Raw genomic sequence first — 24,989 nt, forward strand, 5'->3', positions numbered from 1 at the left:
CTGGGGTCAGTCGCCGTCGGGGGCGGACGCGCACACGACGTGCGCGGTCACGTCGGCGTGCGAGGCGGAGGCGTACCAGCCGGTGCGGCCCTCGGCGTCCGTGACGGGGTGGCTGGCCAGGACCGTGTGCCCGGGCGAGCCGCCGCGTGCGAGGTCCCGGTGGGCGGTCGAGTACCCGCCGGCCTGGACGACCGTGCCGCGCGGGCAGAACACCCGGCTGACGGACACGGCTTCGGCGGTCGCGTCCCGGCGGCCGGTGTCGCCGGAGAGGTGGCGGGCGCCGGCGCCGGTCGCCTGGGTGGGAAGGGCGGTGGAGAGGGTCAGGGCGAGCGCGGAGAGGGCGAGCAGGCCAGCGGCGTGGAGCGGCCGGAACAGGCCCTTGGTCATGTTCACGGAAGCGAGCGTGACATGCGGAAACGATCCCCCGATGAACCGATATCCGCCCCTTCACCCGGACGGCGTAGTCGCCGGGCCCCGCTGCCGGGTCAGGCGCGGTGGCGACGGCGGGGGAACAGGGCGCCGAGGAATCCCGCCACCGCGCCCGCGACGAAGGCGAGGCCGACGGTGCGCCAGAGGAGCGGCCGCAGTTCCACGTCGCCGCCGAACTGGTCGACGTCGCCGAGGCCCAGCAGGGAGAGGCCGAACTGCGCCTGGACCCGGACCAGCAGACAGACCATCAGGGTGGCCAGCGCCAGGGCCACGGCCAGGTGGAGGGCGTGCTGCCAGGGGCGTACGTACGCGGGTGACCGGGCGGCCGCCAGCGCGCCCGCGCCGAGCAGCAGGACCGCGGCGAGCGCCACCAGCCACCAGGCCCGCGCGTCCCGCTCCGCGAGCGAGGCCACGTCGATGGTGGACAGGTCGGAGCCGGATCCGCCGCCCCGCAGCACCTGGTCCAGGATCTGCGGCATCGGCAGCCCGAACGGCCCCTCCGCCTTGCCCTCCCAGGCGCCGCCGAAGCCGAGCGTGAGCGCGAGCCAGACCAGGTTCGGCAGGCCCAGCAGGACCACCGCCATGGTCCGGTCGGCGTGCCCCTGGGTCACGGCCACCAGCACGCCCGCGCCGATGCCGATGACGACGTACACGAGGAGCAGCGCGACGACGGCGAAGGCCGCCGGCCGCACCGCCGCGTGGAAGCGGACCAGGCGGCTGGGGAGGGGCGCGCGGCGGGAGACCAGCAGGGCGACCAGCAACAGGCCCAGGATCCACAGCAGTCCGAAGAGGAGCGTGGCCGGGACCGCCGCCTTGAAGCCCACCGTCGGGCCGGCGTCGAGGATCTCGCCGATCTCCCCGAGGGGCGAGTCGCCGGTGGAGATCGCGAAGTTCCGGCCGGCCAGGAGGGCCGTGGCGGTCAGCGCGGCGAGCCACAGGAGCACCAGCGGCGCGGCGCGGGCGAGGAGCTCGCGGGAACCGGCCACCGCCCGGTTGTGCAGGGGGCGCAGGAAGAGCCAGCCGGTGGTGAGTGCGCCGGCCAGGCTGACGGAGAGGGGTAGGACGGACAGGCTGGCGTCGGCCCCCGCGAGGAAGCCGGCCCCGCCCGTCACCTCGACCGAGCCTCCGGCGGCCATCACGACGACGGCGGCGACCACGTGCGGGAACGCCCCGTCCGGGAGGTTGCCGGCGCCCGCCAGGAACAGACCCGCGGCGGCCACGGCGGCCATCACGAGGAAACCCGCGACGACCGCGACGAGGGCGTCGCGCCAGGCTCGCGCGGCCGGGGCCGATTTCGATGCCGTGACCGGTGCCGATGTGGGGCTCACCCTGCAACGGTAGGCACGCTCGGCTTGCGGCCACCACCCGGACGGCGCACACAATGGTCGCCAGGAGTGCAATAAATCCGGAGATTTCCGCCCGTACACCGGCGGAACGTCCGTAGGGGACCGGAACCCCTCCGCCTGGGAAGAAGAGCCCGTGACCACTCAACCCTCCGGCCAGCAGCCGCCGTGGCCGACGAAGCCGTCACAGCCGCCGTCGCAGCCGCCGCCGTCCGAGCGCCCCACGGGCCCGCCCTCCGGGCCGCTGTCCGGGGGGCGGGAAGGCCCGGGCTCAGTCCCGGGCGCGGGACCGGTCGTAGGCCAGGGCGCCCGCGCCGTGTGCGACCAGCAGGGTCCCCGCGGCCAGCCAGCCCGCGTCCCGGCGGCGGGCCGCCCACATCATCAGGGGTGCGCCGACGGCCACTTGCGCCCCGCCCAGCAGCCGCGCCCCGGGGCCCCGCCGCCACGGCCCGAGGAGGCCGTCCTCGACGACGGCGAGTTCCGCCCGTACCGCGTCGCGCCAGCCCGACCACTCCACCCGCTCGGCCCCCGGCGCGACCCGGGCCGCCTCCCGGAGCCGGTCGGCCGGTTCCCCCGGAGCCAGGCCGGCGGGCAGCACGAGGCCCGCGCGGGAAAGCAGCGCGATGAGGCCGAGCAGCCGGGCGTCGCCGTCCGCGGCCTCGTCGGGCCGGGTGAGGTGCTCCAACTCCTCCAGGTCCAGTACGGGGTCCAGCCCGAGCCGCGCCGCCAGCACCCGCATGGCGTCGGGGTCCGGCTCGCCGTACGGCCGGCCCGTCGCGTCCCAGGCGTAGGCCGCTGACCGGCGGAAACCCGAGGCCAGCACGAAGCCGGTCCGGCCGTCCTCCCACCACAGGCCGAGCACCGGCCAGCCGGAGCTCAGCGCGACCGCCGAGCCCCATCCCGCCAGCACCTCGGCCACGGACTCCTCGCCGTCGAGCCAGGGCTTGCCCTCGGGGACCAGCGCGCTCCACCCGCCGGCCGGGGCGAGCAGCAGGCGCTCGCGCAGGATGTGCGCGGCGGGGCGGGCGGCGAGGGGCTCGGCGCGGCAGAGGAGCAGTCCGCCCGCGGTGGTCCGGGAGATCGACATGTCCACACGCTAAGCCAAACCGCCCCAAACCGAGGATTTCGGATCTTCCCGACGTGCTTGACTTCCTCCAACCGCGATATATCGTGTTAGCCAGAAGACGCGATATGTTGCGTGCGTCGAGCCCCAGTCCGTGCACGTACGCCGAGGAGGAGCAGCACCATGGCAGAGGCAGAGCAGAAGACGTGGTCGGTCGCCGAACCGCAGAAGCTCACCTTCGAGGAGCCGCTGACCGAGGTCCGCGTCCGCGTGGTCGGCGGCACGGTCAATGTCGTCGCCGCCGACGAGGGCCCGGCCCGCCTGGAAGTGGCCGAGATCGACGGGCCGCCCCTGTATGTGGTGCAAGAGGGCGGCACCCTCACCGTCTCCTACGAGGACCTCCCGTGGAACGGCGCGCAGGGGTTCAAGAAGTGGTTCGAGGGCAAGCCCTGGAAGGCCTGGTCCGCCTCCGACTCGGGCCGCAAGGCCTGGGAGCGCAGCGCGACCGTGACCCTGACGGTCCCGGCCGCCGCCCACGTGCGGCTGGCCACCGTCAGCGCCACCGTCTTCGTCTCCGGCGTCGACGGCGGCACCGACGTCCAGGGGGTCTCCGGAGACGCCACGCTCGTCGGCCTGTCCGGCCGGATCAAGGCGCACACCGTCTCCGGCAGCGTCGAGGCCCAGTCCGTGACCGGCGAGCTCGGCTTCCACTCCGTCTCCGGCGGACTGACCGTCGTCGACGGCGCGGGCGGCAGCGTACGGGCCGACTCGGTCAGCGGCGACATGCTCATCGACCTGGCGCTCGACGACCGGTCGCCGTCGCACCCGGTCGAGATCTTCCTCAACTCCGTCTCGGGGGAGGTCGCCATCCGCCTCCCGCACCCGGCGGACGCCCGGGTCGAGGCCAACACCGCCACCGGCGGCGTCTCCAACGCCTTCGAGGATCTGCGCGTCTCCGGCCAACTGGGCGCCAAGCGGATCACCGGCACCCTGGGCGCGGGCACCGGTAGCCTGCGCGCCACCACCGTCTCCGGATCCATCGCGCTGCTGCGCCGCCCGGCGGCCTCCTCCCCGACCGACCCGACCGGCCCGGCCACCCCGATCGCGCTCGACAAGAAGGTGCTCTGACATGCCGCCCGTCTTCGCCCACGGCCGCCTCCGCCTCTACCTCCTCAAGCTGCTCGACGAGGCCCCGCGCCACGGGTACGAGGTGATCCGGCTGCTCGAGGAGCGCTTCGAGGGGCTGTACGCGCCCTCCGCGGGCACGGTGTACCCGCGGCTGGCCAAGCTGGAGGCCGAAGGCCTGGTCACGCATGCCACCGAGGGCGGACGCAAGGTGTACTCGATCAACGAGGCGGGCCGTGCCGAACTGGCCGACCGCGGCGGTGAGCTGGCCGATCTCGAACTGGAGATCCGCGACTCCGTCTCCGAGCTGGCGGCCGAGATCCGCGCCGACGTGAGCGGTGCGGCGGGCGAGCTGCGGCGCGAGCTGCGGGCCGCGGCCAGCGCCTCGGCCACGCAGGTGGAGGACGAGTCCTGGAAGGCGGCCAAGGAGGAGCTCCGCAAGGCGAGGGCGGAGTGGAAGGAGCAGGCGCGCCGGGCGAAGGACGAGAGCCGCCGGGCCCGCGAGGAGGCCCAGACGGCCCGCCGCCAGGCCAAGGAGGCGCAGGAGCGCGCCCGCGAGGAGGTCCAGCGGATCGCGAGCCAGCTGCAGGAGCAGTTCGCGAAGTCGGGCGGAGTCCTGGGCAACCTGGCCGGAGCCTGGCTGGGCAGCTCCACCCCGGCCGCGCCGTCGCCCCCGTCCGCGCCGACCGCCGCGGACACGGCGGCCCCTTCGGCCGCGCCGGCCTCCGCCTCCGCGGACTGGGCGCGGGACGTGTCGACGACGGGGGACCCGGCCCGCGACCTGGACCGGCTGCTGGACCGCTTCCGCGACGACATCCGCGACGTGGCCCGCGACCGGGGCGTCAGCGACGGCCAGCTGTCGCAGGCCCGTACCCACCTGGCGGAGGCGGCCGCCCGCATCGCCTCGGCCCTCGGCCCGCAGGCCTAGGCCTTCGCTTTCGGCTCTAGGGGCGCCCGGCCGGCCCGTGTGGCCGGCCGGTGTGTGGTCGGGTCAGCGCGCGGAGGCGGCGCGGCGCATCCGCGAGGCGAGCAGGAGACCTGCCCCGGCGACGAGTGCGGTGCCCGCACCACCCGCGATCAGAGCGGAGTCACCGGCGCCGGTGGAGGCGAGGGAGGAACCGCTGCCGCCCTGAGGGGTGACAGCGGAATTCCCGGTGCTGCTCCCGGAGCCGGAGCCGGAGCCGGAGTTGTCCTGCTCCGGCTTCTCCTGCTGCTCCTTTTCCTGCTGTTCCTTCTCCTTCTCCTGCTGGGCCTTCTTGTCCTTGGCGCGCGCCTCGTGCTGGCCCGTCTTCAGGAACTCGCTGCGGTCGGCGGCGGTACCCGCCAGCGCCGCGCGGCCGGCCTTGACCAGTTCCGGGCCCCCGCCGTCGATGATCTTCGCGATCGCGACACGGTTGTCCTGGTCGCGCAGTTCGTACTGGGTCACCTGGAGGAAGTGGCGCAGCTCGGCCGGGGTCGCGGAACCGTTCAGGAGCTTGCCGATCGCCTCGCTCAGGAGGGGGCCGTCCCAGCCTTCGTCGATGCGGGCGAGCTCGACGCGGTCGTCGGAGGCCTGCGCGAGGTACTGCCCCGTCTTCAGGAAGGCGATGCGGTCGGCGGGAGTGCCCTTCAGGGCCTCCTTGCCCGCCTCCTTCACCGCGGAGCCACCGGTACCGATCAGCCGGGAGATGTCGACCTTGTTGTCGTCGTCGCGCAGCTCGTGCTGGGTGACCTCGTAGAAGTGGCGCAGCTCCGCCAAGGTCGCGTCGGCCCGGAAGATGTCCTTGATCCCCTTTATCAGACCGGGACCGGCGTCGTTCGCCAGCCGGGCGATCAGCACCCGGTAGTCGTCGCGGCGGATGGTGTGCTGGCCGGTCTCGATGAACTTGCGCATGGCCGCGGGGCCGTCGGCGATGGCCTTGAGGCCGGCTTCCTTCATGTACGCGCTGGCCATCGGGTCGGCGATGATCGCGAGGATGGCTTTGCGGTCCTGCTCGGCCTGGTCCTTGCCGGGCTCGTCCTGGCCGGGCTGGTCGGCCGGGGCCTGGTCGGGTGCGGTCGGAGCGGCGGGGGCCCCGGCCTCCTGGCCCGTGGCGAAGGCCGGGGAGGACAGGAGCACGGCCGGAGCCAGAGCGGCAGCGGCGACCGCCGCGGCGATGCGGGACAACTTCACAGACAAAACCCCCTGGAGAACGTTCTTTCGCAGCACGAGACTCGCGGGCCGTGCCGATGGTTGTACGGGACACCGAAAGAACGCGGGGAGTTTCGTCGCGTCTCAGGCCGCCAGGGCGGCCTCGGCTCCCGCGTAGGTGATCCCGTGGTCCGTGAGGACCTCAGCGGGCGTACCGGGGCGGGAGAGGAGGGAGAGGAGCAGGTGGAGCGTGGAGATGTGCCGGTCCTTGCGGCCCAGGGCGATGCGCAGCGACTGCTCCAGGACCTTCTTCGCGCCCGGAGTGAAGCGGGTGCGGCCGCGGCGTTCGCGGGCGGCGGGGGCCGAGAGCGCGCCTTCGCCGTGGGTCTCCTCGATGCGGGCGACGATCGCGGTGAGGTCGATGCCGAGGCCGGCCAGCGCCTCCTCGTCCGCCTTGGACATGCCGCCCCGGCGGCGGGCCGCCGCGAGGTCGGCGGCGATCGCGTTCCGGTCTGCGTCCAGGGGGTCCAGGACGCCCGTCGACAGCAGGGAGAGAAGCAGGTGCTCCTCGGTGACGGCCGCGGCCCCGGACCGCTCGGCCTCGGTGACCGCGCCCGTCACGGCGGACCGGGCATCCTGGGTGAAGCGTTCGAACATCAGAGCCTCCCGTGCTTCTTGTGTACGGCCTGCCGGCTGACGCCCAGCTCGGCCGCGATGTCCTGCCAGGACCAGCCCTGCGCGCGGGCCCCGCGCACCTGTACGGCCTCCAGCTGCTCCAGCAGCCTGCGCAGGGCGGCCACGGCGCGCAGGCCCACTCGCGGGTCGCGGTCGCCGGCCCGTGCGGCGAGATCGGTAGCTTCCGTCATGCATGTCAATGTAGGTTGACAACGGGAGGGTGTCAACCCACATTGACATGCCGCGGCGGTCGCCGCGCGCGGGGGCTACATCGTGAGGACGATCTTGCCGAACAGGTCCCCGGACTCCAGCTTCTCGAAGCCCTCGCGGGCCCGGTCCAGCGGCAGCGTCTCGTCGATCACCGGGCGGACGCCGGTCGCCGCGCAGAAGGACAGCAGGTCCTCCAGCTCGTCCTTCGAGCCCATCGTCGAGCCGACCACCTTGAGCTCCAGGAAGAAGATCCGGGTCAGCTCGGCGTGCGCCGGCCGGTCTCCGCTCGTGGCGCCCGAGATGACCAGGGTGCCGCCGGGGCGCAGGGACTTGACCGAGTGCGACCAGGTGGCGGCGCCGACCGTCTCGATGACGGCGTCGACCCGGCGGGGGAGCCGTGCGCCGGGCTCGTACGCCTCCTCGGCCCCCAGCTCCACGGCGCGCTTGCGTTTGGCCTCGTCCCGGCTGGTCGCGAAGACCCGCAGGCCGGCGGCCTTGCCGAGGACGATGGCGGCGGTGGCGACGCCGCCGCCCGCGCCCTGGACCAGGACCGAGTCACCGGGGCGGACGCCGGCGTTGGTGAACAGCATCCGGTAGGCGGTCAGCCATGCGGTGGGCAGGCAGGCGGCCTGTTCGAAGGTGAGCTCGGCGGGCTTGCGCAGGACGTTCCAGGCGGGGACGGTGACCTGCTCGGCGAAGGTCCCCTGGTAGCGCTCGGTCAGGATCGAGCGGGGCTCGTCGGGACCGACCCCGTGGCCGCTCTGGCCGATGACGGAGTGCAGGACGACCTCGTTGCCGTCCTGGTCGATCCCGGCCGCGTCGCAGCCGAGGATCATGGGGAGCTTCTCCTCGCCGAGGCCGACTCCGCGCAGCGACCACAGGTCGTGGTGGTTGAGGGAGGCGGCCTTGACGTTCACGGTCACCCAGCCGGGGCGGGCCTGCGGGGCGGGGCGGTCGCCCAGCTCAAGGCCTCGGAGCGGCTGGTCACGGTCGATTCGGGCGGCGTAGGCAGCGAACATGGCCGCGAGGCTACCGCCCGGTAGCCCGCGGATCCAGGGCAGGCGGGCCGCACGGGCGTCGGGGCGTACGAAAGCAGGGCCCCGCCGAATGGTTTCGGCGGGGCCCTGCTCCGTATGGCTCAACGTGGCCGTCAGGCCAGGCGGGCCACGCCGTCCGCCTTGGCGGCGGCCGCGACGGCCGCGGTCACGGCCTCCGCGACGCGCGCGTCGAACGGCGAGGGGATCACGTAGTCGGCGGCGAGCTCGTCACCCACGACGCCGGCGATGGCGTCGGCGGCGGCGATCTTCATGCCCTCGGTGATCCGGGTCGCGCGGACCTTCAGCGCACCGGCGAAGATGCCCGGGAACGCCAGCACGTTGTTGATCTGGTTCGGGAAGTCCGAACGGCCCGTCGCCACGACCGCCGCGTACTTGTGCGCGACGTCGGGGTGGACCTCCGGGTTCGGGTTGGCCATGGCGAAGACGAAGCAGTCCTTCGCCATCGTCGCCACCGCGGACTCGGGGACCGTACCGCCGGAGACGCCGATGAAGACGTCCGCGCCCGCGAGCGCGTTCTCCAGGGAGCCGGTCTGGCCCGTCTTGTTCGTCAGGCCCGCGATCTCCGCCTTGACGTCCGTCAGGTCGGACCGGTCGGCGGAGACGACGCCCTTGCGGTCGGTGACGCAGACGTCGCCGATGCCCGCGTCGACCAGGATCTTGGCGATGGCGATGCCCGCCGCGCCCGCGCCCGAGATCACGGCGCGCAGGTCGCCGAGGGTCCGGCCGGTGAGCTTCGCGGCGTTGCGCATGGCGGCCAGCGTCACGATGGCCGTGCCGTGCTGGTCGTCGTGGAAGATCGGGATGTCCAGGGCTTCCTGGAGGCGGCGCTCGATCTCGAAGCAGCGCGGCGCCGAGATGTCCTCCAGGTTCACCCCGCCGAAGGACGGCGCGAGGCGGATCACGGTCTCGATGATCTCGTCCGTGTCCTTGGTGGCGAGCGCGATCGGAACCGCGTCCACACCACCGAACTGCTTGAAGAGAATGGCCTTGCCCTCCATCACGGGGAGGGAGGCTTCCGGCCCGATGTCACCGAGTCCGAGCACGGCCGTACCGTCGGTGACGACGGCGACCACGTTGGACTTCCAGGTGTATTCGTTCACCAGGTCGGGCTGCTCGGCAATGGCGCTGCAGACCTTCGCAACGCCGGGCGTGTACGCCAGGGACAGGTCGTCCTTGTTGTGGACCGGCACGGTGGCCACGATGGCCATCTTGCCGCCCCGGTGCAGCGCGAACACCGCATCCGGGTTGTTGTCCGTCACGCTGTCGCTGCGAGGATTGACGATCTCCGCTGCCACTGTGTTGACCCCTTAAGTCTTTGAATCGTTGAGGGTGACCACTCCTGGTTAAGGGGTGGGCGGGCACCGCGTCCGTCCGCCGCGTCGACGGTTTGGCCCGTCGCCGCGAAGGGGGAGGTTCGTACGCGCGGGCGCGCCGCACGCGCGCCCTGAGCCCCGGATGAGGGGTGTAAGGATCTGTTCTACCCGAAGAACACTCACCCAGACGAGTCGATTCCCCCTCGACCATAGGTCGGATGCCCTGGTTTTGGCGAAAAGTCCAAACCTTGCCGTCCAACAGGCGAGACGTGCCGCAAAAACTGCGGCGAAAAGCCCTGGTCACAGCGTTTAATCCGGTCCGGAGGGCCCTACTCCGCAGGGCTGTTGGGCGCCGGGGGGTGTCCGTTATCCGATTTTGACCTGACGGGCACCCTGAATGTCTCAGTCCGAATGGCAAGATGCCGTAATCACACAAGGTCGCGACACTCGATGGTGCGTGCCCGACCTCTCTCGGATGCGTTTTTCCCCACTGCCGGAGGAACCAGCTCATGACCGCAAGCACCACCCGTCGTACGACCGCCGCCCGGTCCCGGATCGCCGCGGTCGGCGCGATCGCGGTCGCCGGCGCCCTGATCCTCACCGGCTGTGGTGACCAGACGGACAAGGGTTCCGCGGCCACGCCGTCGGGCAAGGAGAACAGCGCCCCGCTGTTCTCCAAGCTGCCGAAGAAGATCCAGGACGCGGGCGTCATCAAGGTCGGCACGGACGCCACCTACGCGCCGATGGAGTTCACCGAGGGCGGCAAGATCGTCGGTGTCGACCCCGGCATCGCCGAGGCGCTCGGCAAGCAGCTCGGTGTCACCTTCAAGTTCGAGTCGGGCACCTTCGACACCCTGATCGGCAGCATGCAGACGGGCCGCAGCGACGTGGTCATGTCCTCGCTCACCGACACCAAGGCCCGTCAGGAGGGCCTGGACGACAAGGGCGCCAAGACCGGTGCGGGCGTCGACTTCGTCGACTACTTCAGCGCCTCGACCGGCATCCTGGTCAAGAAGGGCAACCCGGACGGGATCAAGACCCTCGACGACCTCTGCGGCAAGAAGGTCGCCGTCCAGCGCGGCACGACCTACGAGCAGTCCGCCAAGGACCAGTCCGAGAAGTGCAAGACGGCCGGCAAGGGCGAGGTCTCCATCGAGTCCTTCCCGACCGACGCCGAGGCCCAGACCCGCGTGAAGGCCGGCGGCGCCGTCGCCGACCTGAACGACTCCCCGGTCGCCGCGTACATCGCGCAGACCGCCGGCGGCGGCAACGACTTCGAGGCCATCGCCAACCCGACCGACGCCGGCCTGTTCGGCATCGCGGTGGACAAGAAGAACACCGAGCTGCGCGACGCCCTCAAGGCAGCCCTCGACGCGATCATCAAGGACGGCTCGTACAAGGCCGCCCTCGACAAGTGGAACGCGGGCTCCGGCGCCGTTACCGAGGCCAAGACCAACGCAGGCCAGTAACCTCCGCGCCCCACGCAGCACACTGAAGGGCAGTCACTGTGACTGACAAGCTCGACAAGGTCCCGGGCCCGGCGGACACCCCGCCGGCCGGGGCCGTCCCCCCCGAGGCGATCCGTGCCATCCCGGTCCGCCACTACGGGCGCTGGATCAGCGCCATCGTCGTCATCGGCCTGGTCGTGGCGCTCGCCATCGCCTTCTCGCAGGGCAACGTCCGCTGGGCGACCGTGCCGGAGAAGCTGTTCGACTCCACCATCATCCGGGGTCTGTTCAACACGATCTGGATCAGCGTCGCCTCGATGGCCCTGGGCTTGGTGCTCGGTGTCCTCTTCGCAGTGATGCGGCTCTCGAAGAACCCGGTGACCAGCACCATCGCCTGGTTCTACATCTGGTTCTTCCGCGGCACCCCGGTGTACGTGCAGCTCCTCATCTGGTTCAACCTCGCCCTGATCTTCCCGGTCCTGAACCTCGGGTTCTACAAGGACGAGATGACCCAGGTCATGACCCCGTTCCTGGCCGCCCTGCTGGGCCTCGGCCTGAACGAGGGCGCGTACATGGCGGAGATCGTCCGGGCCGGCATCCAGTCGGTCGACGAGGGCCAGACCGAGGCCTCGCACGCGCTCGGCATGACCCAGGCGAAGACCATGCGCCGGATCGTGCTGCCGCAGGCCATGCGGGTGATCGTGCCGCCCACGGGCAACGAGTTCATCAACATGCTCAAGACCTCGTCGCTCGTGGTCGCCGTCCAGTACTTCGACCTGCTGCGCGCGGCCCAGGACATCGCCTCCACCTCGTTCGCGGTGATGGAGATGTTCTTCGTCGCGTCGATCTGGTACCTCGCCCTGACCAGCGTGTTCAGCGTCGGGCAGTACTACCTGGAGCGCCGCTACTCGCGCGGCACGCTGCGATCCCTGCCGCCCACCCCGCTGCAGAAGATCAAGGCGAACCTCTCCCGCTTCTCGAACCGCAAGGCGGTGGCCTGATGTCGACGACTGCCATGGTGAAGGCGGAAGGCGTCCACAAGTCGTACGGCGCGGCGCACATCCTCAAGGGCATCGACCTGGAGGTCGCCCCGCGTGAGGTCTTCTGCCTGGTCGGCCCGTCCGGCTCCGGCAAGTCGACGTTCCTGCGGTGCATCAACCACCTGGAGCAGATCAACGCCGGCCGGCTCTCGGTCGACGGGCGGCTCGTCGGCTACCGCCAGAAGGGCGACAAGCTCTACGAGCTCAAGGACAGCGAGGTCGCGGCGCAGCGCAAGGACATCGGCATGGTGTTCCAGCGCTTCAACCTCTTCCCGCACATGACGGCCATAGAGAACGTCATGGAAGCCCCCGTCATGGTCAAGGGCGAGAGCAAGTCGGTCGCGCGGGCCCGCGCCGTCAAGCTCCTCGACCGGGTCGGCCTCGGCGACAAGGGCGGGAGCTACCCCACCCAGCTCTCCGGCGGCCAGCAGCAGCGCGTGGCCATCGCCCGCGCGCTGGCCATGGAACCCAAGCTGATGCTCTTCGACGAGCCCACCTCGGCGCTCGACCCCGAGCTCGTCGGCGACGTCCTCGACGTCATGCGGGACCTGGCCGAATCCGGCATGACCATGATCGTGGTCACCCACGAGATGGGATTCGCCCGCGAGGTCGGCGACAACCTCGTCTTCATGGACGGCGGCGTCGTCGTCGAATCCGGCCACCCCCGCGAAGTCCTGGGCAACCCCCAGCACGACCGCACCAAGGCCTTCCTCTCGAAGGTCCTGTAACCGCTCCGCTGCTCCGCTGCTCAGCTGTCACCGCTCCACACGCGCCAGGGGCGGTACGGGTCCTCCCGTACCGCCCCTGCCGCATGCCCGGGTCCCTGCTACTTCAGGCCCAGCACCAGTGCGTCCGACGGCGAGCGCCAGACCGTACGGGCCTCCGCGAAGCCGGCGGCGCGCAGCGTGTCCGCGTGCCAGGACTCGGGCGGGGTGTCGCCGTCCGCGTGCTCCCCGTAGATCTCGAAGCGGGCCTTCGTCGGCTCGGCGAGCGCCGGGTCGGCGGCCGCGAGGGCCCACCACTCGCGCCAGTCGAGCACCCCGGCCGCCTTCGCCCGGTCCATGCCTGCGTGGCGGTGGGCGCGCTCGGCGGCGTTGATCCGCGGGGTGGCGGGGTCGGGCATGTGGTCGGCGTTCATGAACACCCCGCCGGTGCGCACCAGGGGCGCGAGCTGCCCGTACAGGACGGTCAGGTCCTCGCTGGGCAGCCAGTGCAGGGCGGTGGCGGTCAGCACGGCGTCGTAGGAGCCGTGGGGGAGGGCCGCGCGCCAGTCGGGGTCCTTGAGGTCGGCGGTCACGAAGGTGACCCGCGGGTCGCCGGCGAAGTGGCCCCGGGCGATCGTCAACAGCGCGGGGTCGAGATCGACGCCCGTACTGGTGGATTCCGGGAACCTCTTGAGGACGCGGTCCGTGATGCTTCCCGTGCCGCAGGCGAGGTCCAGCACCCGGGGGGCGGTGCCCACCAGGGCCTCGAGCATGTCCAGCATCACCCGGAACCGCTCCTCGCGGTCCGGCATGTACCACTCCTGCTGGCGGTCCCAGCTGTCCTGCCAGGCCTGCCAGTCGGCGGGTGCCGTATCAGAGCGTGCCGTATCCACCACGAAATCCTCCACGCGTAATACCCTCGAACATGTCTCAGCCGTTACCCGAGACACTAATCCGCAGCCGTAAGGACTACAAGTGGAACTGGCCCATTACTCGGACTATGCCGTGCGCCTGGTCAACACCGAGGAGCCGGCCCGCAACAAGGACTCGCTGACCTCCGTGGACGCCGTCCGCACCCTGTTCGGCGCCAGCGTGCAGATGGCCCGCCGCGTCACGGACGGCGACGTCACCCGCTTCCGCAACGTCCGCGGCCGGCTGCGCTCGGTCTTCGAAGCCGCCGACACGGGCGACCACGTACTCGCCGTCGACCTGCTGAACTCCCTGCTCATGGAGTTCCCGGTCAGCCCCCAGATCTCGGGGCACGTGGCCATCGACGAGCACGGCGAACAGGGCGAGCACAGCGAGCACGGTGGCCCCGACTGGCACATCCACCTCGCCGACCACCCCTCGAACGCCTCCGCCGGCTACGCCGCGATCGCGTGCTTCGGGCTGGCCTTCCACCTCACCGCGCACGGCCCCGACCGGCTCGGCCTGTGCCAGGCGCCGCCCTGCCGCAACGCCTACCTCGACACCTCCACCAACCGCTCCCGGCGCTACTGCTCCGACCGGTGCGCCACCCGCGCGAACGTGGCCGCCTACCGCGCCCGCAAGCGCCTGGAGGCCGAGACGTCCGTGCGCAGCGGCCGCAGCGCCGAGGAGGCCCAGGAAAGCCACGCCCTCAGCGAGCGCTGATCGTCCGCCGCGTGCTCGGGGCGCGGCCGCGGCCGCCAGCGCGCCACCCCGGTCGCCAGCACGAGCTCGTCGGGCACCGCCCCGTAGTCGGTGCTGTCGCCCGTCTCGTTGTACGGGTTGTCGCCCAGCACCCACCAGCCGCCCGGCCGCCGCTCCGCCGCCCGCTTGACGACCAGCAGGTCCTGCTGGAACGGGTGGCGCAGCACCACCACGTGGCCCGGGCGCACCGGAGCCCCGTAGCGGACCAGCAACTGGTCCCCGTGCTCCAGCGTCGGGGCCATCGAGGGGCCCGTCACCTCCAGGATCCCGATCCGCTTCAACGGCGACGTCCACTCCCGCGTCCGCCGGCGCGAGCGCGCGCTCTCCGCCATCCCTGACCTCCTAGGCCGGCTCTCGTCCCACCCCGCATGCTGCCGCACTCTTCCGTACATTCGCGCACCGCCCCGGGCACGCCCCTGGACTTTTGTCCCAACCACACGGGGGCGCCCGCGAAAAGGCCCTTCGCACGGAGTAATCTCCCCCTTGAGAAGACGATCACGAGGAGGACAAACTCCATGCTTTCCCGCCTGTTCGCCCCCAAGGCGAAGGTCTCCGCCCACTGCGATCTTCCGTGCGGCGTGTACGACCCTGCCCAGGCCCGCATCGAGGCCGAGTCCGTCAAGGCCGTGCAGGAGAAGTACCAGGCCAACGACGACGCCGACTTCCGCGCGCGCGCCATCACCATCAAGGAGCAGCGCGCCGAGCTCGCGAAGCACCACGTCTCCGTGCTGTGGAGCGACTACTTCAAGCCGCCGCACTTCGAGAAGTACCCGCAGCTGCACTCCCTGGTCAACGACACCCTGAAGGCCCTCTCGGCCGCCAAGGCGTCGAACGACCCGGCGACCGGCGCCAAGGCGCTGGAGCTCATCGCCGAGATCGACCGCATCTTCTGGGAGACCAAGGCCGCCTGAGCGCGCCCTGAGCGACCCTGTCCTCCGGGACGATGACGAAGGGGCCCGACCGCGTCAGCGGTCGGGCCCCTTCGTCGTGCGTGCGTGCGTGCGCTCGCGCGCGCGCCGCGCTACGCGTCCTCGTCGTCCTCGTCGTCGTCCAGGCGGGCCAGCCACGTGGCGAGGCGTTCCACCGGGACCTCGAAGTCCGGGTTCATGTCGACGAAGGTGCGCAGCTGCTCGGCGAGCCACTCGAAGGTGACCTCCTCCTCGCCGCGCCGCTTCTCCAGCTCCTCGATGCCGCGATCGGTGAAGTACAAGTCGGGCTCCGTGCGGTGGTCGGGTGTTTCCCGCCAGGATAATCCGCCCGGCCGCGGTGGTCGGACTTGACCGCTTTCCGCCGTTCGCGGAGCTCCTCCCCGGGGCAGGGATGGAGGGTCCGCGGCGGGAGGCAGGCGATGGACCATCCGGAGCCCGGCGAAGGCGTGCTGTGGGCACTCGGCTCGACGGAACCCTCGGCCGAGGGCACCGCGCTGGTGCGCGGCGTACGGCGGTCCCGGCGGTTGGGGCTGCTGCGCGAGCTGCTGCGGGGCGTGGCCGAGGCCGTCCCCGGCGCGCAGGCGGCCGAGCACTGGGCCCTGCTGGAGGAGGCCGAGCGGCGCGACCCCGGCGCGGCCGGCGACGTGGTGCACTATCCGGCCACCGGGGTCTGGGCCGAGGAGACGCTGCGCCGGCTGCGCTCCCCGTACGGGCCGCCGCCCGACACCGGGCACCTCGGGGCGCTCGCCGCCGCCGCGGCGCTGCGGGCCGGCATCGGCTTCAAGGCCACGCTGCGGCCCGCGCACGGACGCCTCGTCCTGCCCACCCTCGGACTGCTGCGCCCGGCCCGCGCCGGCCCGGTCGTCCTCACCGAGGGCTCCTGGGACCCCGCGGACCCGGCCGCGCTGGCCCTGCACGCGCTCCCCGGCGGGCGGGCCGCCCTCGACGACCTCGACCCCTACCGGGCCCCGGGGACCGTGCACCCGGCCCGCCGGCTCACCCCCAAGGGGCACAAGCGCTGGGACATCCAGTGGTCCGGCGCCCTCACGCTGCTCAGGCGCTACGACACCGCCCGCGCGGAGGAGGCCGGACTGCTGCTGCGCTCCGTCGTCCCGCTGTCCGGCAGCTCCCGGGCCGCCGGCGGGACCCTGCCCGAGGCGGCCGGCACCGTACTGGCACGGGCACAGGCCCCGCCCGCGCTGGCCGCGACCCTCGTGCACGAGGTGCAGCACGGGAAGCTGGCGGCCCTGGCGCAGGCGGTCGCCCTGCACACCGCCGACCGCTCCGCGCGCTACTGGGCGCCCTGGCGCGGCGACCCGCGGCCCCTGGAGGGCCTGCTGCGGGGCGCGTACGCCCAGCTGGCACTGGCGGGCTACTGGCAGCGCGCCGCGCTCTACGGGGCCAGGGGGGCGTGGGCCCAGCACGCCCGGATCCGCGCGCAGGTCGCGGCGGTCCTGCCGGTGCTCCTGGCGCGGGCGGAACTCACCCGTGCGGGGCGGGTGTTCGTGGAGGCGATGGCCGCGGCGGAGCGGGCCATGGACGGGGACCCGCCGCCGGGGGGCCAGCACGCGGTGGCCCGCGCGGCGGTGGAGCGGGACCGGGTGGCCTGGTGCGCGGCGCACCCGAACCTGGCCGCGTTCGCGGTCGCCTGACACTTCGTCTCCCGGGGCTCCGCCCCGGACCCCGCGCATCGAACACGGGAGGGGCCCGAGACGGCCGGAAGGCCCGGACCCCCATGGGGTCCGGGCCTTCCGCTCTTCGGGCCGAGCGCGGCGGCTACGCCTCGAAGACCTCGTTCATGAGGAGCTGCTGCTCCGCCTGGTGGCGCTTGGCCGAACCGACCGCCGGCGAGGAGCCGTGCGGGCGGGAGATGCGGCGCAGGCGCTCGCCGGCCGGGATGTCCGCGCCGACCGCCAGGTCGAGGTGGTCGATCAGGTTCAGCGCGATGAACGGCCACGCACCCTGGTTCGCCGGCTCCTCCTGGGCCCAGATGTACTTCGCCGCGTTCGGGAACTTGGCGATCTCCGCCTGGAGTTCCGCGCCCGGCAGCGGGTACAGCCGCTCGATGCGGATAATCGCCGTTTCGCGAGCCGCAGCGTCGGTGGTACCGCGCTTCTCCCGCTCGGCCTCGAGGTCGTAGTAGACCTTGCCCGCGCAGAAGACGACCTTGCGGATCTCGTTCGGGTCACCGGCTCCGGAGGAGACGCGCGTGTCGCCGATGACCGGACGGAAGGAACCGGTCGTGAACTCCTCCGCCTTCGACGCCGCGGCCTTCAGGCGCAGCATCGACTTCGGGGTGAAGACGATGAGCGGCTTGTGGTGCGGGTTGTGGACCTGCCAGCGCAGCAGGTGGAAGTAGTTCGACGGGAGCGTGGGCATGGCCACCGTCATGTTGTCCTGCGCGCACATCTGCAGGAAGCGCTCGGGGCGCGCGGAGGAGTGGTCCGGGCCCTGGCCCTCGTAGCCGTGCGGCAGGAGGAGCGTGACGCCGGACGTCTGGCCCCACTTCTGCTCGGCCGAGGAGATGAACTCGTCGACGACGGTCTGCGCGCCGTTGACGAAGTCGCCGAACTGCGCCTCCCAGAGGACCAGCGCGTCCGGGCGGGCCAGCGAGTAGCCGTACTCGAAGCCCATCGCCGCGTACTCCGAGAGCAGCGAGTCGTAGACGTTGTAGCGGGCCTGGTCGTCCGACAGGTAGAGCAGCGGGGTGTAGTCCTCGCCGGTCTCCCGGTCGATGAGGACCGCGTGGCGCTGGCCGAACGTGCCGCGGCGGGAGTCCTGGCCGGACAGCCGGACCGGGGTGCCCTCCATCAGCAGCGAGCCGAAGGCGAGGGTCTCGCCCATGCCCCAGTCGATGGTGCCGTCGTCGATCATCGCGGCGCGGCGCTGCAGCTGCGGCAGCAGGCGCGGGTGGACGGTGACCGTGTCGGGGATGTTGACCTGGGCCTCGGCGATGCGCTTGACGACCTCCTGGGAGATCGCCGTGTTCATCGCCACCGGGAAGTCGGCCTGCGGGGCCGGGATCGGCGGGATGGCCGCGGGCTGCGTGGCGGCCTCGCGGACCTCCGCGAAGACCTTCTCCAGCTGGCCCTGGAAGTCCTGGAGCGCCTGCTCGGCCTCTTCCAGGGTGATGTCGCCGCGACCGATGAGGGACTCGGTGTACAGCTTGCGCACCGAGCGCTTCTTGTCGATCAGGTCGTACATCAGCGGCTGCGTGAACGCCGGGTTGTCGGACTCGTTGTGCCCGCGGCGGCGGTAGCAGATGAGGTCGATGACCACGTCCTTGTTGAACGCCTGACGGAACTCGAAGGCGAGCCGCGCGATGCGGACCACGGCCTCCGGGTCGTCGCCGTTCACGTGGAAGATCGGCGCCTCGATCATGCGGGCCACGTCGGTCGCGTACATCGAGGAACGCGAGGACTCCGGGGCGGCGGTGAAGCCGACCTGGTTGTTGATGACCACGTGCACGGTGCCGCCGGTGCGGTAGCCGCGCAGCTGCGACATGTTCAGCGTCTCGGCGACCACACCCTGGCCCGCGAAGGCCGCGTCGCCGTGCAGGGCGACGGGCAGGACCGTGAAGTCCGTGCCGCCCTTGTTGATGATGTCCTGCTTGGCGCGGACGACGCCCTCCAGGACCGGGTCCACCGCCTCCAGGTGCGAGGGGTTCGCGACGAGCGAGACCTTGATCTGCTCCCCGTCCAGGCCCGTGAAGGTGCCGTTGGCGCCCAGGTGGTACTTGACGTCGCCGGAGCCGTGCATGGACTTCGGGTCGAGGTTGCCCTCGAACTCGCGGAAGATCTGCGCGTACGACTTGCCGACGATGTTGGCGAGCACGTTCAGCCGGCCGCGGTGGGCCATGCCGATCGCGACCTCTTCGAGGCGGGCCTCGGCGGCCGAGTCGATGACGGCGTCGAGCAGCGGGATGACGGACTCGCCGCCCTCCAGCGAGAAGCGCTTCTGGCCGACGTACTTCGTCTGCAGGAAGGTCTCGAAGGCCTCCGCGGCGTTCAGCCGGCGCAGGATCCGCAGCTGCTCCTCGCGCTCCGGCTTGGAGTGCGGGCGCTCGATGCGGTCCTGGATCCAGCGGCGCTGCTTCGGGTCCTGGATGTGCATGAACTCGACGCCGGTGGTGCGGCAGTACGAGTCGCGCAGCACGCCGAGGATGTCGCGGAGCTTCATCATCGACTTGCCGGAGAAGCCGCCGACCGCGAACTCGCGCTCCAGGTCCCACAGGGTGAGGCCGTGCTCGGTGATGTCGAGGTCGGGGTGCTTGCGCTGCTTGTACTCCAGCGGGTCGGTGTCGGCCATGACGTGGCCGCGGACCCGGTAGGAGTGGATCAGCTCGAAGACGCGGGCGGCCTTCGTGACGTCGTCGTCGTGCGAGGCGTCGATGTCCCGGAGCCAGCGGACCGGCTCGTACGGGATGCGCAGCGCCTCGAAGACGTCGTCGTAGAAGCCGCTCTCGCCGAGCAGCATGTTCGCCACGACGCGCAGGAACTCGCCGGAGGCCGCGCCCTGGATGGTCCGGTGGTCGTACGTCGAGGTCAGGGTCATGACCTTGGAGATGCCCAGCTTGTTCAGGGTGTCCTGCGAGGTGCCCTGGAACTCCGCGGGGTAGTCCATCGAGCCGACGCCCATGATGACCGACTGTCCGGGCATCAGGCGGGGCACGGAGTGGACGGTGCCCAGGCCGCCGGGGTTGGTGAGGGAGACCGTCACCCCGGTGAAGTCGTCCATCGTCAGCTTGCCGACGCGGGCGCGGCGGACGATGTCCTCGTACGCCTGCCAGAACTCGAAGAAGTTGAGGGTCTCGGCCTTCTTGATGCCGGCGACGACGAGCTGGCGGTCGCCGTTGGGCTTCACCAGGTCGATCGCGAGACCGAAGTTGATGTGCTCCGGCTTGACCAGGGTCGGCTTGCCGTCCTTCTCCGCGAAGGAGTAGTTCATCGACGGCATGGCCTTGATGGCCTGCACCATCGCGTAGCCGATGAGGTGGGTGAACGAGATCTTCCCACCGCGGGCGCGCTTGAGGTGGTTGTTGATGACGATGCGGTTGTCGAACAGCAGCTTCACCGGGACGGCGCGGACGGACGTGGCCGTCGGCACTTCCAGCGAGGCGTTCATGTTCTTGACCACGGCAGCCGCCGGGCCGCGGAGCGTCACCAGTTCGGGGCCCGTGGGGGCCCCAGTGGTGGGCGCGGCGGCGGGAGCCGGAGCAGGAGTGGCAGGAGTGGCAGGAGTGGCAGGAGCGGCCGGTGCGGCGGCCGGGGCCTGGGAGGTGACAGTCACAGCAGGGGCACCAGAGGGGGTGGCAGGTACAGGGGCAGGAGCTGGCACAGGTGTCGTGGTCGCGGCGGCGGCGTCGGAAGCCTGCGGAGTCGCGGCGGTGACGGAGGCGGCGGCCTGTGCGGAGGCGCCGTCCGTCGTCGTCGCGGCGGGGGGAGGAGTCGGCTTCTCCGTGGGATCGTCCGCCTTCACCGGAGCGACAGCGCCCCCCGGCTTGTAGTCGGCGAAAAAGTCCCACCAGGCCCGGTCGACCGAGTTCGGGTCCTGGAGGTACTGCTGATAAATCTCGTCGACGAGCCACTCATTGGCACCGAAGCCTGGGGCGGGGTTCTTCCCGCTCCCTCCTGCTTCGGTCGTGGTGCTCGAGTTACTGGGGGACTGTGGCGACACGGCGGCAACCGCCCTCTTCCGCTTCACAAGGTATGGACAGCGGGAATAAAGGCTACGCCTCCCAGACCGTGAGATGCAGACCGGGCGGGACTTCCGTCGCGTACGTCACATCGAACGGCGGGTTTCACCACCTGGAATGGCGGGAAACAAGCCCGGTTCGGGCAGGAGGCACCGCGGTTGCGGCCCCCTTGGCTTCGCACCCCTGACGGACCCCGGCGCGTGTGGCCGAGATCATGTCCTTCCCACTCGAACCCTACGTCAACCCGGCGCCTGCGAGCTGCCCGGAAGCGTGACGAGGATGCGGCACCCCCGTGCCGATTCGGCCACCCCGATGTGCCCGCCGTGCAGCCCGACCGCCCATCTGGCGATGGCCAGGCCCAGACCGGTCCCGCCGTCGCCGCCCCTCGCGCTGCCCCGGTTGAACCGCTCGAAGACCCGGTGGCGCTCCTCCTCGGGGATCCCGGGCCCTTCGTCCCGCACCTCCAGCGCCAGGCTCCCGGGCGCGTCGCCCGTCCGCGCCCGGACGGTGACCCGGCCGTGCGGCGGACTGTGCTTGACCGCGTTGTCGATCAGGTTCGCCACGACCTGGTGCAGCCGCTCGGCGTCCGCGTACGCCGTCAGCTCCGGCGGGAACACGTCCAGGTGGAGGTGGACGTCGTTGCGGGTGTGCCCGCCCGAGCCCGAGGACAGCCCCGGCCGGCCGGAAGCCGCCAGACCCGACTCCTTCAGCACCCCCGACAGGTACGGCCACACCTCGAAGCGGCGGGCCCGCAGCGGCACCACACCGTTGTCGACGCGGGACAGGTCCAGCAGGGTCTCCACCAGCCGCCCGAGCCGCTCGGTCTGCTTCAGCGCCGTCCGCATGGTCTCCGGATCGGCGGCCGAGACCCCGTCCACCACGTTCTCCAGCACCGCGCGCAGGGCCGCGATCGGGGTGCGCAGCTCGTGCGAGACGTTCGCGACGAGCTCCTTGCGGTGCCGGTCCACCGCCTCCAGGTCGTCCGCCATCAGATTGATGGTGGAGGCCAGGTCGCCCAGCTCGTCGCGGCGGCCCGCCCCGCGCACCCGGCGCGTGTAGTCCCCGTGCGATATCGCCCGTGCCACCGTCGTCATGTCGTCCAGCGGCGCGGTCAGGCCGTGCGCGACGAACTGCGTGATGAGCATCGAGGCGATCACCGAGAACACCGTGATGAAGCGCACCTCGGTGCTCGTGCGCACCGCCACCATCAGCAGGCCCGTGGTGATGAAGACCGACACGACGACGAGCGTGCCCAGCTTGGTCTTGATCGAGAACGGCGAGAAGGGCCGCAGCCCCCCGGGAGGCCGCTGCCCCGGCGGCCGGTGCCCGCTCACGGCTGCGCCGGGGTCTCCAGGGCGTACCCGACGCCGTGGACCGTACGGATCCGCTCGGCGCCGATCTTCCGGCGCAGGGCCTTGATGTGGCTGTCGACCGTACGGGTCCCGGACGCGTCGGCCCAGTCCCACACCTCGGCGAGGAGCTGCTCCCGCGAGAGCACCGCCCGGGGCGTCCCGGCCAGGCACACCAGCAGGTCGAACTCGGTCGGCGTCAGGTGCACGTCCTCGGTGTGCACCCGCACCCGCCGCTGCGCGTGGTCGATCTCCAGATCGCCCAGGCGCAGCGTGGCCCCGCGCGGGGCGTGCGCGGCCACGTTGGCCCGCTCCACCCGGCGCAGGAGCACGTGGACCCGCGCGGCCAGCTCGCGCATCGAGAAGGGCTTCGTCATGTAGTCGTCGGCGCCGACCCCGAGGCCGACGAGCATGTCGGTCTCGTCGTCCCGGGCGGTGAGCATCAGCACCGGGACGGGCCGCTGGGCCTGGACCCGGCGGCACACCTCCAGGCCGTCGAAGCCGGGCAGCATGACGTCCAGGACCAGCAGCTCCGGCAGCCAGCTCTCGGCCGCCGTCACCGCGGCCGGGCCGTCGGCGGCCGTCTGCACCTGGAAGCCCTCGGCGCGCAGCCGGGCCGCGATCGCCTCGGCGATGGTGTGGTCGTCCTCGACGACGAGCACCCGGCGCTGCGCGCCGGGGGTGGCCGCGGCGCCGTTGTGGGTGGTGGTGTGCGTCTGTTCCATGTCCCGCCCCTGAAGATCCCGCGTGGTAGGGGTGCAGCGTAGAGGAGCGGCTGGCCTCCGGCTATGACGGGTTCGCCGGGCGGGATCCCGCCCGACGCCGGCGGGGCCGGATTGTGATGCCGTGCCGTGCCACTGCGGCGAGGTGCGGCGCCGCCGCCGGGGGCTCCGCCCCGGGGGCCTCGGGCGCAACCCGGGCTCGCCGGGTCGGGGCGGAGCCCTGGGAACGGGGGAACCGGGGGTCCCCCCGGACGGCGTCCGGGGGGGAGGGTGGGGGACTCCGCCCCGCAGGGCCGACGACCCGCACCCGCCCACCGGGCCGAAGCCCGGGAAGCGCGCCGGCGCTGAGCGGTGCGGGGGACGCGTCAGGAGCTGAGGGTCAGGCCGTGGCCGTGCGGGAAGACCGGGTCGGCGGTGTCGTTCGGGACGTCCGGGCGGGAGGCCTCGACGGCCGCCATCGAGCGCGGGAGCTCGAAGGGCAGGCGCCCCTCGGCCGCGGCCCGGCCGAAGGCCACGTCCAGCAGGGCGGCGTCCGAAGCCCCGTAGTCCGCGATCAGCGCGGCCGCGTGCTCCGCGATCTCCGGGATCACCGCGGCCCGCTCCAGGTTGATGCAGACCAGGGTGGGGACGGCGTCCAGGAGGGCCAGGATCTCCGCGAGCTCCGGCTCGGCGAAGGCCAGCGAACCCGAGTGGAAGAAGGACTCGAAGACGTTGGTCCGGGGCTCGTGCGGGGTGCGCAGCCGCAGCACCGCGAGGTCCGCCTCGGCCGGGTCGGACACGAGGTCCCCGTACGCCGCGGCCACGGCCTCGTCCACGTCCTTGACGTAGAGCTTCGGGCGGCCGGACAGGGGCAGGAACCGCCCGGTGTTGGTGAGCACGGTCAGCGAGCGCCGCTGGGCGGCGGCGCCGGCGGCCGCGAAGTCGGCCCGGCCGACCGTCTCCGCCGCCGCGTCCGGGTCCACGTACGGGTTCTCGAACAGGCCGAGCACGAACTTCTCGCGCAGCAGACGGCGCACGGACTCGTCGATGCGGGACTCCGGGACCCGGCCCGAGCGGACCAGCTCCACGATGACCTCGGGGCACTGCTCGCCGCCGAACTGGTCCGAGCCCGCCTCCAGCGAACGGGCCGCGCGCTCGGCGGTGCTCAGGTGCTCCAGGCCCCACGCGCGGGCCGGGTGCGATTCGCCGAAGATCACCGAGTCCGAGAGCAGCCCCCAGTCGGTGCAGACGATCCCCTGGAAGCCGAGCTCCTCGCGCAGCAGGCCCGTGACCACGCCCTTGTTGAAGCCGAAGCCGACCTCTTCCCAGTCGGTGCCGATGGGCTGGCCGTAGTACGGCATCATCTGCGCGCAGCCGGCCGCGATCGCCGCCTTGAAGGGCTCCAGGTGGTGCTCGCGCATCCCGCCCGGGTAGATCTGCTCCTTGCCGTGCGCGAAGTGCGGGTCCTCGCCGTCCTTCTGGGGGCCGCCGCCCGGGAAGTGCTTGACCATCGCGGAGACCGAGCCGGCGCCGAGCTCCTCGCCCTGCAGGCCGCGTACGTACGCCTGTACGAGCTCTCCCGTCAGCTTCGCGTCCGAGCCGAAGGTGGCCGACTGGCGGGCCCAGCGCGGCTCGGTGGCCAGGTCGATCTGCGGGTGCAGGGCGACGCGGAAGCCGACGGAGAGGTACTCGCGGCGCACGATGTCGGCGAACTCGAAGACCAGCTCCGGGTCGCCGATCGCGGCCAGGCCGATCGCCTCGGGCCAGGCGGAGAAGGCGCCGGCGTTGAAGGAGGCGCCGACGTTGTCGGTGAAGGAGTGCCGGGGGTCGGTGGAGAGGGTCACCGGGATGCCGAGGCGGGTGCCGGCCGCCATCTCCTGGACGGCGTTCTGCCACGTCGCCATCTCGCGGGCGCCGTAGCTGCCGAGGAGGTTGAAGTGGGTGAGGGAGCGGCCCTCGATCAGCTCGGGCGTGGTGAACGGGAGGATCGAGCCGTCGGTCTCGGTGACCGGGGTGCCGTCCGCGTTCATCATCAGCATCGCGTGGAAGAGCTGGCCCGCCTTCTCCTCCAGGGTCATCCGGGAGAGCAGGTCCTCGACGCGCTGCTCGACGGGGAGGGAGGCCTG

23 protein-coding genes are annotated in these 24,989 nt (G+C 71.9%); 8 read left to right on the forward strand and 15 right to left on the reverse strand.

What is annotated here, in order from left to right; all coding sequences use genetic code 11:
• Window positions 1-6: 6 nt before the first annotated feature.
• From DRB96_RS20755 to DRB96_RS20765, 3 genes are all read right to left on the reverse strand, one after another.
• Window positions 7-393, reverse strand: a complete 387-nt coding sequence (locus DRB96_RS20755) for a hypothetical protein (RefSeq protein WP_162688689.1) — start codon at window positions 391-393, stop codon at window positions 7-9.
• A gap of 92 nt (window positions 394-485) precedes the next feature.
• On the reverse strand, window positions 486-1,757 hold the full coding sequence (locus tag DRB96_RS20760) for a streptophobe family protein (RefSeq protein WP_112449803.1): 1,272 nt from the start codon (window positions 1,755-1,757) through the stop codon (window positions 486-488).
• A 286-nt stretch (window positions 1,758-2,043) separates the two neighbouring features.
• On the reverse strand, window positions 2,044-2,859 hold the full coding sequence (locus DRB96_RS20765; RefSeq protein ID WP_112449804.1) for a hypothetical protein: 816 nt from the start codon (window positions 2,857-2,859) through the stop codon (window positions 2,044-2,046).
• A gap of 159 nt (window positions 2,860-3,018) precedes the next feature.
• On the opposite strand from DRB96_RS20765, the gene DRB96_RS20770 reads away from it, so the two are divergent.
• Both DRB96_RS20770 and DRB96_RS20775 read left to right on the forward strand, forming a co-directional pair.
• On the forward strand, window positions 3,019-3,963 hold the full coding sequence (locus tag DRB96_RS20770; RefSeq protein ID WP_112449805.1) for a DUF4097 family beta strand repeat-containing protein: 945 nt from the start codon (window positions 3,019-3,021) through the stop codon (window positions 3,961-3,963).
• Window position 3,964: 1 nt separating this feature from the next.
• The gene (locus DRB96_RS20775; RefSeq protein WP_112449806.1) at window positions 3,965-4,888 is read left to right on the forward strand and encodes a PadR family transcriptional regulator; all 924 of its coding nucleotides are present in this window, start codon (window positions 3,965-3,967) and stop codon (window positions 4,886-4,888) included.
• Between the two features lie 63 nt (window positions 4,889-4,951).
• Here the strand turns inward: DRB96_RS20775 and DRB96_RS20780 are convergent, their stop codons facing one another.
• The 5 genes from DRB96_RS20780 to DRB96_RS20800 all read right to left on the reverse strand — a co-directional run bounded on the left by DRB96_RS20780 (window position 4,952) and on the right by DRB96_RS20800 (window position 9,308).
• Window positions 4,952-6,112 (reverse strand): ALF repeat-containing protein, encoded by a 1,161-nt coding sequence (locus DRB96_RS20780; RefSeq protein ID WP_112449807.1) that lies wholly within the window; start codon window positions 6,110-6,112, stop codon window positions 4,952-4,954.
• Between the two features lie 102 nt (window positions 6,113-6,214).
• Entirely contained in the window at window positions 6,215-6,727 is a 513-nt protein-coding gene (locus tag DRB96_RS20785) for a Clp protease N-terminal domain-containing protein (protein ID WP_112449808.1), read from the reverse strand.
• Entirely contained in the window at window positions 6,727-6,936 is a 210-nt protein-coding gene (locus DRB96_RS20790) for a helix-turn-helix domain-containing protein (RefSeq protein WP_112449809.1), read from the reverse strand. Before DRB96_RS20790 ends, DRB96_RS20785 begins: the two co-directional genes overlap by 1 nt.
• A gap of 75 nt (window positions 6,937-7,011) precedes the next feature.
• The gene (locus DRB96_RS20795) at window positions 7,012-7,974 is read right to left on the reverse strand and encodes a zinc-binding dehydrogenase (protein WP_112449810.1); all 963 of its coding nucleotides are present in this window, start codon (window positions 7,972-7,974) and stop codon (window positions 7,012-7,014) included.
• Between the two features lie 131 nt (window positions 7,975-8,105).
• Complete coding sequence (locus DRB96_RS20800; RefSeq protein WP_112449811.1) at window positions 8,106-9,308, reverse strand: NADP-dependent malic enzyme; 1,203 nt, start codon at window positions 9,306-9,308, stop codon at window positions 8,106-8,108.
• Between the two features lie 527 nt (window positions 9,309-9,835).
• Here DRB96_RS20800 and DRB96_RS20805 point away from each other — a divergent pair.
• The 3 genes from DRB96_RS20805 to DRB96_RS20815 all read left to right on the forward strand — a co-directional run bounded on the left by DRB96_RS20805 (window position 9,836) and on the right by DRB96_RS20815 (window position 12,542).
• On the forward strand, window positions 9,836-10,795 hold the full coding sequence (locus DRB96_RS20805) for an ABC transporter substrate-binding protein (RefSeq protein ID WP_112449812.1): 960 nt from the start codon (window positions 9,836-9,838) through the stop codon (window positions 10,793-10,795).
• 110 nt (window positions 10,796-10,905) lie between these two features.
• Complete coding sequence (locus DRB96_RS20810) at window positions 10,906-11,775, forward strand: amino acid ABC transporter permease (RefSeq protein ID WP_239516833.1); 870 nt, start codon at window positions 10,906-10,908, stop codon at window positions 11,773-11,775.
• Window positions 11,775-12,542 (forward strand): amino acid ABC transporter ATP-binding protein, encoded by a 768-nt coding sequence (locus tag DRB96_RS20815; RefSeq protein ID WP_112449814.1) that lies wholly within the window; start codon window positions 11,775-11,777, stop codon window positions 12,540-12,542. The genes DRB96_RS20810 and DRB96_RS20815 overlap by 1 nt, the downstream gene beginning before the upstream one ends.
• Window positions 12,543-12,640: 98 nt before the next feature.
• On the opposite strand, the gene DRB96_RS20820 is transcribed toward DRB96_RS20815, so the two are convergent.
• Window positions 12,641-13,330 carry a class I SAM-dependent methyltransferase gene (locus DRB96_RS20820; RefSeq protein WP_112449815.1) on the reverse strand — a complete coding sequence of 230 codons (690 nt, stop codon included), beginning with the start codon at window positions 13,328-13,330 and terminating at the stop codon, window positions 12,641-12,643.
• A 163-nt stretch (window positions 13,331-13,493) separates the two neighbouring features.
• Between DRB96_RS20820 and DRB96_RS20825 the strand changes: the two genes are divergently transcribed.
• A complete protein-coding gene (locus DRB96_RS20825; protein WP_112449816.1) occupies window positions 13,494-14,150 on the forward strand; it encodes a CGNR zinc finger domain-containing protein in 657 nt (218 codons plus the stop codon).
• Here the strand turns inward: DRB96_RS20825 and sodX are convergent.
• A complete protein-coding gene (sodX, locus tag DRB96_RS20830) occupies window positions 14,054-14,521 on the reverse strand; it encodes a nickel-type superoxide dismutase maturation protease (RefSeq protein ID WP_112449817.1) in 468 nt (155 codons plus the stop codon). The genes DRB96_RS20825 and sodX overlap by 97 nt on opposite strands.
• A 183-nt stretch (window positions 14,522-14,704) precedes the next feature.
• Here sodX and sodN point away from each other — a divergent pair, with 183 nt between their 5' ends.
• Window positions 14,705-15,100: a superoxide dismutase, Ni gene (gene sodN, locus DRB96_RS20835; RefSeq protein ID WP_112449818.1), complete on the forward strand. Its 396-nt coding sequence runs from the start codon at window positions 14,705-14,707 to the stop codon at window positions 15,098-15,100.
• Window positions 15,101-15,210: 110 nt separating this feature from the next.
• Here sodN and DRB96_RS20840 read toward each other — a convergent pair whose 3' ends face one another.
• Window positions 15,211-15,399: a DUF6104 family protein gene (locus DRB96_RS20840; protein WP_112449819.1), complete on the reverse strand. Its 189-nt coding sequence runs from the start codon at window positions 15,397-15,399 to the stop codon at window positions 15,211-15,213.
• Window positions 15,400-15,537: 138 nt separating this feature from the next.
• Here DRB96_RS20840 and DRB96_RS20845 point away from each other — a divergent pair, with 138 nt between their 5' ends.
• Entirely contained in the window at window positions 15,538-16,770 is a 1,233-nt protein-coding gene (locus DRB96_RS20845; RefSeq protein WP_112449820.1) for an HEXXH motif-containing putative peptide modification protein, read from the forward strand.
• Window positions 16,771-16,894: 124 nt separating this feature from the next.
• Here the strand turns inward: DRB96_RS20845 and DRB96_RS20850 are convergent, their stop codons facing one another.
• From DRB96_RS20850 to DRB96_RS20865, 4 genes are all read right to left on the reverse strand, one after another.
• Window positions 16,895-20,794, reverse strand: coding sequence for a multifunctional oxoglutarate decarboxylase/oxoglutarate dehydrogenase thiamine pyrophosphate-binding subunit/dihydrolipoyllysine-residue succinyltransferase subunit (locus DRB96_RS20850; RefSeq protein ID WP_112449821.1), 3,900 nt, complete (start codon window positions 20,792-20,794; stop codon window positions 16,895-16,897).
• A gap of 258 nt (window positions 20,795-21,052) precedes the next feature.
• Window positions 21,053-22,147: a HAMP domain-containing sensor histidine kinase gene (locus DRB96_RS20855; protein WP_239516285.1), complete on the reverse strand. Its 1,095-nt coding sequence runs from the start codon at window positions 22,145-22,147 to the stop codon at window positions 21,053-21,055.
• On the reverse strand, window positions 22,144-22,887 hold the full coding sequence (locus tag DRB96_RS20860) for a response regulator transcription factor (RefSeq protein ID WP_112449822.1): 744 nt from the start codon (window positions 22,885-22,887) through the stop codon (window positions 22,144-22,146). The genes DRB96_RS20855 and DRB96_RS20860 overlap by 4 nt, the downstream gene beginning before the upstream one ends.
• A 362-nt stretch (window positions 22,888-23,249) precedes the next feature.
• Window positions 23,250-24,941: a glycoside hydrolase family 3 N-terminal domain-containing protein gene (locus tag DRB96_RS20865; protein ID WP_112449823.1), complete on the reverse strand. Its 1,692-nt coding sequence runs from the start codon at window positions 24,939-24,941 to the stop codon at window positions 23,250-23,252.
• Window positions 24,942-24,989: the final 48 nt, after the last annotated feature.

Origin of the sequence: Streptomyces sp. ICC1 (assembly GCF_003287935.1) — a bacterium.
In the GTDB taxonomy this organism is placed as follows: Bacteria; Actinomycetota; Actinomycetes; order Streptomycetales; family Streptomycetaceae; genus Streptomyces; species Streptomyces tritrimontium.